A 9,009-nucleotide genomic window follows, 5' to 3' on the forward strand; every position below is an offset into this window, starting at 1 on the left:
TAATGGCGAGGGAGAAAAGAGACAATAATTTTAATATCATTAGGTTTGTTGCTGCAATAATGGTTATGGCTGGACATATGGCATATATTGGTGGCTATACCCTTCCTACATTATGGGGAGAAGGAATTCAGGCGCTCGGAGTAAAAATCTTCTTTTTGATTGGTGGATTTCTTATTGCGAAAAGCTGGGAATCAGATTCTAATCCGGTACGGTATATGACGAAAAGAGTTTTTAGAATTTTTCCTGCGCTTATTGCATTTACATTAGTTGCTGCTTATGTGATTGGACCAATCCTGTCAACACTTACAATCAACGAATATTTTCAGTCACCACTGGTTAGAAATTATCTGCGAAATATATTGTTATTTCCAGCATATTCACTGCCAGGAGTGTTTGAAACAAATCCATATCCCAATGCAGTAAATGGTTCATTATGGACTCTGCCTATAGAATTCGCAATGTATATTTTGGTTCCGATTATTTTGATTCTTGCAGGAAAAAAAAAGGAGAAGAGATATTCTTTTGCTTTTGTTTCTGTGATTACCGTTGTATTATGTTGTCTACAAATGGTAAAACTTTTGTATCATCCTGAATGGCGTTGTGTCATATATGGGACAGATATATGGGCTGCGATGGAACTGATTCCGTGGTATCTGATTGGAGTGTTATTCACTTTTCCATGTATGCAGAAATTGTTAAATATTCAGGTAAGTATTTTGGCAGTCTTCCTGTTGTCCTGTCTGAACCCAGGATCGCTTACCTTTTGTATATTAAAATATGTGACATTTTCATATACAATATTCTCCTTTGCATTGGTGGAAAAACCGACCTTTGCAAAATGCTTTTCGCAGGCTGATATATCATATGGATTATATTTATATGGTTTTTTTGTGCAGCAGATCGTAGTATATCTGTTTAATAAAAGCAGCATTGTAATAGGAGAAATTTGGTTATTGGTATTTTGTATTGGCATTACATGCATAATAGCGCTGCTTTCTTTTTTATGCGTAGAAAAGCCGATGCAGCAGTTAAGCAAGAAAATATTGGTCAGATTATAGAAAATGCATAATTATATTAGACTTTTGTTCGTCGATTATTTATGTAAAAACTATTTAGTAATCGACGCTGGTTATTATGGATAGCTCTGTAAATCTTGAAAGTAGTACACTTTTTCCTATGTTTACATGAATTAGAATACAATGCTGATATGGAATAATTTGATTAATTATACGATAGGGGTTGGAATGATAATTGAAGAATGTAATTTGACATTTGATCCCGATATGCTGGTGAATATCAACTCGTATAGAGAATATCATCCCAAAGAACATTTTTCCACTCTTGCCCGCCGATTACCAATGTAGTAAAATAAACCTACATGGTAATCGGCGGTTTGTTATTATGGAGGGGTTATTTCATGGGCAGATTTGTAAATCTTGGCAATAACGCGTTTCAGACTGCACTTACTATTTATAGTCACAAATTTATTATATGCAACGTATTCAATGAATTGATGTTGCAAAATGTTTTGGAATGTTTTTTATTTATTTAGGACACTATGGAGTTGTGACAGGAAATGCATATAATTGGGTTTTTAGTTTTCACGTATGTTTATTTTTTTATTTGTCTGGATGCCTTGAAAATTTTAATCATAAAACAATATTAGAAAATATTCAAAAAAAGGTTATTAATATTTTAATTCCTTTTTTCTTTTTCGCTATATTAGGCATTCTATATAATGCTGTATTGAGAAATACAAATGTTTATATACACGAGAATTTAATGCTTTTATTAAAAGGGGATATTCGAAATCATATAAATTTTGGGGGCGGATTATGGTTTCTTTCTTGTCTGTTTGTTATTGAAATATTATTTTCTTTTATAAAGAAAATGAATAAAAAAATTATTATATTTATTACATGCTTAATTTTATTTATGTTCTCACAGTTTTTGATTTCTCCACCTCCCACCGTACAACCAAGTTGGTATTGGAATATTGATAGTGCATTATACTATACTATTTTTTATTGTATAGGATTTATTACATATGAGCCGGTCCTTAAACTTTTTAGAAGTAAGAAATCACTTGTAAAATGGATTTCAAATATTGCTCTGCTATTATGTTTTATATATTCGTTTTCCCTATTTTGGCAAAATAATTTATTGTCTAAAATAATTGGATTAAATGATATAATTGGAAAGATGTTTGAAATTATCACTCCGCTTCCTTCTATATTTTTAGTTCTTAGAGTTTCGTATTTTCTATCGGGTGTAGAAATATTGGAACGATTAGGAAGAGCATCTTTGTATTTGTGTGGAAATGAATTTATAATAAAGGAATTGGTTCCGCAGATTCTTGGTATATTCAACATTTCAATAACTATAAGTACTACAATTCAAGCATACATATATTGCTTTTTGCTATTATGTCTTGTAGAAAAATTGTTAATGCCATCTGAAAAATTAATTATAGAAAAATTGCAAAATGAAACTTCTTCTTTAGTTAAAATGTTGTTACAGTGTAAATGATTGTAAGTGTCTTAAAACATGGTGTAGTGACTCCAGACGTTTCTCCTGATATAATGTAATATAGTGGTTTTGAGTCACTTACGAAAAATCACACGTCGGAAAAAGAAGGGAATGAAGGACTTTATCCGTGGAATCATAGAGGAAAATCAGGGCGGTTTTGAGAACAGCCGGGGGAAATATGTTGACAGGTATGATGTATACGGTATGATAGTGAAGCGTTTTTTATGCGAGGGAGACACGAAAAAAAGGAACTTTCATATTTATTACAGTGACGGAAAAGCTTACAGTAAAAAGTAGGAGATCAAGCCCTGGATGAAAAGATTGAACGCAGATAAGCATTCCCCCGCTTCAAGTGTGCGGAGCACTAAGCAGCAGGTGAGGGGGATGCTTCTGTCAGTGGGAATTGAAAGCTCCCACTGACAGATCGCGAAGCGACTGCGTTCATGAGCAAGTAGAGAAGCGGATTGCGAATGTACGCTTTACAAAGTGGAAGCGGATGTGATCGCAGCGAAGAAAAGATATGACCATGCAACCGCAGTTTTGAAAGAGCTATTGGACAAGCGGGATACGATAAGGAAAGATGAAATCCTGTCAGCAATTGTAAAGAGTGGACGGTCTTATGAGGAGATAATGAACTTCCTGAATGTGGAAGAAACTGAGAGAGAAACAAAGGAATAGACAAGGAATGCACCACAACTGCGGCTGTGGTGCGAGTTTTAGGCGGAAAATTTCTGGAGGTTCACATTGAGGGGAAAAAAGTATTGATCGGATAGTTTGGGGAACAATCCCCTTGCCCGCCGATTGCCTATGTAGTAAAATAAAGCTACAAGACAATCGACGGATTTTTTGCGTAAAGAAAACTTACTTAAGAATCACCGGAAAGGAAAACATTTAAAATGGATAAAATAGCAGTACTAATTCCCTGTTACAACGAGAGCAAAACCATAGAAAAGGTTGTAACCGATTTCAAGAAAGTATTGCCGGAAGCGGTAATATATGTATACGATAATAATTCCACTGACCATACAGATGAAATTGCCCGCAGAGCAGGAGCTGTAGTCAGATATGAATATCAGCAGGGCAAAGGAAACGTTATTCGCAGAATGTTTCGTGAAATTGATGCACAGTGTTATATCATGGCAGACGGAGATGATACTTATCCCGCAGAATTTGCCCCTTCAATGGTTGAGAAAGTATTGAATAAAAAAGTTGATATGGTAGTGGGAGATCGTCTGTCCTCCACTTATTTTACAGAGAACAAGCGACCATTTCATAATTTTGGAAACAGTCTGGTGCGTAAATGCATTAACATTATGTTTAAAACCCAGATAAACGACATCATGACAGGCTACAGAGCATTCAGCTACCAGTTTGTAAAGTCCTTCCCTGTATTATCCAAGGGGTTTGAGATTGAGACTGAAATGAGCATTCACGCAGTTGATAAGAACATGTATATCGAAAATGAAGTGATTGAGTACAGAGATCGTCCCGAAGGCAGTGAATCCAAACTGAATACATATTCAGATGGCTTCCGGGTACTGAAAACCATAGCCAAATTATACCGCAATTATAAGCCAATGGCATTCTTCGGACTGGTGGCAGCAGTGCTTTTGATCCTTGGAATTGGATTCTTTATCCCGGTATTTGTAACCTTCCTTGAAACCGGACGCGTGGGAAAAATTCCTACTCTGATCGTATGTGGTTTTGCTGTTTTGGGAGCAATTCAGTCATTGTTTTCCGGACTGGTCCTGCAGACAATGGTTCAGAAGAACCGGCAGGACTTTGAAATGGAACTGCAGAGAATACAGGAGCAGTATAACAAATTATTATGAAAGTTCTGGACAGCAGTGCGAAGCACGAACGTTCATATATGGTAGTAACGCTAGAGCCTGTTTGAAAAATCATTCCCGCAATCTGCATGCCCCACTTTGCGGTATATTTTGCCCGAATTCGATTGTCGTAGCCCGCTACGGCGCCCTCATCCGGACAAAATCTCCCACAAATTGTGACGCACATCTTGCAGAAAGCCCTTTTCAAACACGCTCTAGAGAAGATATGTCTGCCTGGAGAAATAATAAAAAGTGGAAGCACAAAAAAGGCTTCCACTTTTTGTTATATGATCATTGTTATAGCCTGTACAACAACAAGACTTTCAATCACCATCATAGTTTCCCATATTTTACAGCTGCGGTTATGATCCACAGACACCATAGCTGTAGAGAACAGGGAAAACAGCGCTGGAGCAAGAGGAAGAAAATAACGTCCCTGAATGCCCTGTATATGATCACAATCCATTGTGGTATAACCGACCATCATGGAAAACATGATCAGCAGCAAAGATCCCAGACAGCTAAAGGCGATAAATGTCCGGTTTTTCCTGGTGAAAACCGGGGCGTCTCCTTTTACGTTTACAAGCAGTAAAAGAATGATCAGGAATACTATTAAAAGGGACCAGTTGATATTAATATCCAGCCAGGATAATTTTCCACCTAATAAGCCTCGTAGAATGGTGTCACTGCACTGGATGACCGTATTCCATAAAATATAAATGGTCTGGAGCGGGTGCTGGAATACATATGAAATCGGATAAATAGTATTTTCCGGATCCGCAGAAATATCTGTGGCAAACATTGCAGAAAACATAGGCATAAATTTAATTAAAGTAACTGCAATTAAAAGGACAGCTCCCACGCAGATACATAAAGGAACGATCCAGCGCATCTTTTTATGCATGTGATGATGGGGCACATGGGAAAAACACATGAGCAGCAATAACAAAAGTGGAAGGTAAACCCCGCCTTTCACAATTGCAATGAACAGTGCCAGAAATCCAAGAGCGATCAGGTAACTTTTTTTTCGCTTAGGGTTATGTAAACGGTAAAAACACAGTGCCGTAAACAAAAAGATGAACCCGTTTATCACGGAATCATAGGAAGCAGAAGCTGCCTGCTGCAGTGTGATAGGCAAAAGCCCAAGTGCTCCCAGAAGATTTTTTCCAAATGGTGCAATGCAAATGGCAAAATAGACCAGAAGGATAAATACCACAAGACTGCAGATCCTTGCCAGCTGGAAGGTAAGCATGGGGGAAAGATGCAGCAGCCGTCCAATACTAAGTCCTATTGCAGCCGGAACATAAACGACTGCAGGAACCAGACCTGATGTGCTTACATAGGAAATTTCAATCAGATCCGTATCCGAAGCAAACTCAAAGCTGTGAAACAGAAGCTGGTAGTAGGAGTTCGTCTCCAGTCCATTGCTTAACATATCGCTTAACTGAGCATCACAACGCCGTTTATATATGGTATTGCCTGGGGTTTCCGTATTTTTTACAAACAGCATTTTGTTAGAAAGGCTGTAAGCTGCATCAAAATGCGTTGGTTCATCCGGAACTCCGTGAACGGTAACCAGGCATTGGAAAATCAGTCCCAGAAATAAAGCAACAGGAATATAAAATTTCTGCACGGTCATCTGGCGGATAATGATCAGATAAAATGTCATTATTATAAATAAAAGCAAGATAACACACAGCGCAATATAAAAATAAAGCATGAAATTATTGTCGCCGTAAGTGAAGGAATAAATAATATTTGTATGACTGTTTGTATCGTTGTTAAACTCCTGAATTAAGGCCTGTTTTTCATTTGATGTAAAAGAAAGAACCGTTTTCTCCCCATTTATTAATTTCAGTTTTAATTGTAAATGTGCATTTTCAGAGGCACTTACTGGCTGGGACAGATCGCAGGTCAGTTCTTTCTTTTTTGTTGCGCGGAAAACGGAAAGCGTGTGTTCTGCCTGATAATAAATTTCTCCGGAATCTGCATTCGTCAAGGTGATGAAAAGGCGGGCATTGGAAGTTTTATTTTTTGCAGAGCCCTCAAGTGTAAACATCTTTAACTCAGGAACTGTACAGGTAAACGTCTCTGTAAGAACGGGGGAATCCGAGGACAAGGTTATGGTACCTGTAGGTTTATGAGTTGTCATCATAACGTACTCAATGGGCTGATGAAGGTTAAAACGAAACTGGGCTTTATACATAAGAAGACATACACCACTGATAGAGAGAAGAATGATAAAAAGCGAGAGGATATGTCCTGGTATTTTCTTTTCTTTATTCATATATAGAATCTCCTGTGTAAAAAATATTTGTGAAATATGCTCTGCTATTCACACAAAAATAAAATTTCATGTTAAAATATTATAACGAATCGGAAATAAATATGCAATGATTTATAAGAAAAGAGAGGGATAAATGAAGAAACGGAAGCGCTTACTGGTTATACTTTCAACATTTGTCATGGCTGCTCAGCCCCTGTGCGTTGCCGCAGAAATGCAGGATGCAGAAGGCTTTGGGGCAGTAGAAGAAATATGGGCTGACGAGGAGAACGAGGAGGAATTTTCAGCTGCTCCTGAAGTGGGGAATGAGGATTTAAATGGCTTTCAGGCTGAAATTTCCACAGAGGAAAATGACAGGATTGAGGCAGAAGAATCTGGTGAGATCATCTCCGGTGCTATTGCAGGAGATTCCGTTGACAGCGGCATCAGCCTTTTTTCTCTGGACTATTACACGGACAGCTATGGTGCTCAGTTGGATGGAAATGCAAAGGCCTTGTATGATCTTCTGGTGCAGAATTATGTGGTGGATTACAGCCAGTATCTGGACAGTGTTGATTTTCCTTTTGAATTTCCTGATACCATTACATTTGAAGCAGTTGTTGAGGATGGCAGTTTTCAGAGAAAAGGAGAAAGCTATGTACAGGCTACCAATGATGTGAAAACAGCCATTCAGGCAGCTTCAGATGCTTTTTCCTATGATTATCCACAGGCATTCTGGTTCAGGGGCAGCAACTATGGATACCGGGTCAGCTGTGTTCGGGATGGGTCCTCTTCTACCGGATACAGGGGAACCTTTAAGAATTTCACCTTTAAACCGGCAAACAGGGAAATCAGTGAGAATTCCCATACTCGAATGGGGGATTTTATGGGTGGTGTTCAGAGTGCTGTTGCAGAGCTGAATGAGCAGACTTTGGGCATGGATATGGAGCAGAAAATAAAGCGGATTCATGATTATATCTGTCAGAGAGTTACTTACAAGAACGATAATACTTTGTGGGTGCATTCTGCCGCCTCGTTGTTTCTGGATGCAGATCCTGCATTTGTCTGCGAGGGCTATGCGAAATCCATGAAAATTTTCTGCTATTATATGGGAATAAATTGTGCCTGTGTCAGCGGAACAGCCAGGGGAACTTCTTCAGGAACTCCTGGAGCGCACATGTGGAATTATGTACAGATGGATGATGGAAACTGGTATCTGGTGGATGCCACATGGGATGATGTGGGAACACCGCCATCTTCACGATATTTGCTGGTGGGACGCTCTACAAAGGGACAATATATTACCATTGGTGAGGAGCGTGTGGAGTATACCAGTTTTTCTACTACTTCAGCAGAAACGGCTGGTCCTGTGTTTATTTTGCCGGTTCTGGCAGAAGAGAGTTATGCAGATAATAAGGGGAAAAATGAGCCCGCAGTTACAGTTGTGCCTACAGTGACACCAACTGCGGCGGTAAGTGCGGGACCGACCCCGACCGTAAGCGTGAAACCAGCGCCAACCGTAAGTGTGGCTCCGACTCCGACTGCAAGTGCGGAACCGACCCCGACCGTAAGCGTGAAACCGGCGCCAACCGTAAGTGCGGGACCGACCCCGACCGTAAGCGTGAAACCGGCGCCAACCGTAAGTGTGGCTCCGACCCCGACTGCAAGTGCGGAACCGGCACCGACTGTAAGCGTGAAACCGGCGCCAACGGCAAGTGCGAAAACGACACCCACCGCGAGTGTAGCCCCGATACCAACTGTAAGCGTGGCTCCAATACCGACTGCGACACCTATACCAACTACCACCATACTTACCTTACGGGTAAAACAAACCTACAAGTCAGGTGGTAAAATAAAGTCAGTCCGCACCACCAATAAAAAGATTGTCAAAGTGGATAAGAAGGGCAAAATCACTGGGAAAAAAGCTGGAAAAGCAACGGTAACCATCACTTATACCAACGGAAGCCGTAGGATTTTCCTGGTAAAAGTGCAGAAAGGTATTGTAAAAACAACTGCTGTTTCCGTAAATAAACGGAATATAATCCTTGCCAAAAAAGGAAAAAGCTTTCAGCTGAAAGTCACTCTCACACCAGTCACCAGCCAGCAAAAAGTAACTTATAAAAGTTCCAATTCCAAAGTAGCAGCAGTAAATTCAAAAGGAAAAATAGTTGCGAAAAAGAAAGGAACAGCTACAATTACAGTGAAGTCAGGAAACAAAAAAATTACCTGCAAAGTCAAAGTAAAGAAATAACCCCAAAATACTGTCAGAACCGAAACAAAATAAAGTTTTGGTTTTGACAGTATTTTTTTATGTCAAGCGTTTTTGAAAATGTCCTAAAATAATTGAAGTATTAGCCCCGGCTTTTTGCTGGGGCTTGTTATATTGAT

The 9,009-nt window shown here is 39.3% G+C and carries 7 protein-coding genes and 1 pseudogene; 6 read left to right on the forward strand and 2 right to left on the reverse strand.

What is annotated here, in order from left to right; genetic code table 11:
- Window positions 1–2: 2 nt before the first annotated feature.
- The 5 genes from AB5642_RS15705 (at window position 3) to AB5642_RS15725 (ending at window position 4,361) form a co-directional block, all read left to right on the forward strand.
- Window positions 3–1,058 carry an acyltransferase gene (locus AB5642_RS15705; protein ID WP_148462161.1) on the forward strand — a complete coding sequence of 352 codons (1,056 nt, stop codon included), beginning with the start codon at window positions 3–5 and terminating at the stop codon, window positions 1,056–1,058.
- 451 nt (window positions 1,059–1,509) lie between these two features.
- Window positions 1,510–2,529 (forward strand): acyltransferase family protein, encoded by a 1,020-nt coding sequence (locus AB5642_RS15710; protein WP_272105099.1) that lies wholly within the window; start codon window positions 1,510–1,512, stop codon window positions 2,527–2,529.
- Window positions 2,530–2,640: 111 nt separating this feature from the next.
- Window positions 2,641–2,826, forward strand: a complete 186-nt coding sequence (locus tag AB5642_RS15715) for a hypothetical protein (protein ID WP_148462163.1) — start codon at window positions 2,641–2,643, stop codon at window positions 2,824–2,826.
- A gap of 201 nt (window positions 2,827–3,027) precedes the next feature.
- Window positions 3,028–3,207: a hypothetical protein gene (locus tag AB5642_RS15720; RefSeq protein WP_226836596.1), complete on the forward strand. Its 180-nt coding sequence runs from the start codon at window positions 3,028–3,030 to the stop codon at window positions 3,205–3,207.
- Window positions 3,208–3,425: 218 nt separating this feature from the next.
- Window positions 3,426–4,361 (forward strand): glycosyltransferase family 2 protein, encoded by a 936-nt coding sequence (locus tag AB5642_RS15725; protein WP_148462165.1) that lies wholly within the window; start codon window positions 3,426–3,428, stop codon window positions 4,359–4,361.
- Between the two features lie 100 nt (window positions 4,362–4,461).
- On the opposite strand, the pseudogene AB5642_RS15730 reads toward AB5642_RS15725, so the two are convergent.
- Window positions 4,462–4,545, reverse strand: a pseudogene (locus tag AB5642_RS15730) (DUF6783 domain-containing protein); the annotation flags it as partial.
- Window positions 4,546–4,641: 96 nt separating this feature from the next.
- On the reverse strand, window positions 4,642–6,645 hold the full coding sequence (locus AB5642_RS15735) for a DUF2142 domain-containing protein (RefSeq protein WP_368371743.1): 2,004 nt from the start codon (window positions 6,643–6,645) through the stop codon (window positions 4,642–4,644).
- 133 nt (window positions 6,646–6,778) lie between these two features.
- On the opposite strand from AB5642_RS15735, the gene AB5642_RS15740 reads away from it, so the two are divergent.
- Window positions 6,779–8,872 carry an Ig-like domain-containing protein gene (locus tag AB5642_RS15740; RefSeq protein ID WP_195391831.1) on the forward strand — a complete coding sequence of 698 codons (2,094 nt, stop codon included), beginning with the start codon at window positions 6,779–6,781 and terminating at the stop codon, window positions 8,870–8,872.
- Window positions 8,873–9,009 lie beyond the last annotated feature (137 nt).

This window comes from Ruminococcus sp. 1001136sp1_2201st1_G3_2201SCRN_220225, assembly GCF_040924365.1.
Lineage (GTDB): Bacteria > Bacillota > Clostridia > Lachnospirales > Lachnospiraceae > Blautia_A > Blautia_A faecis.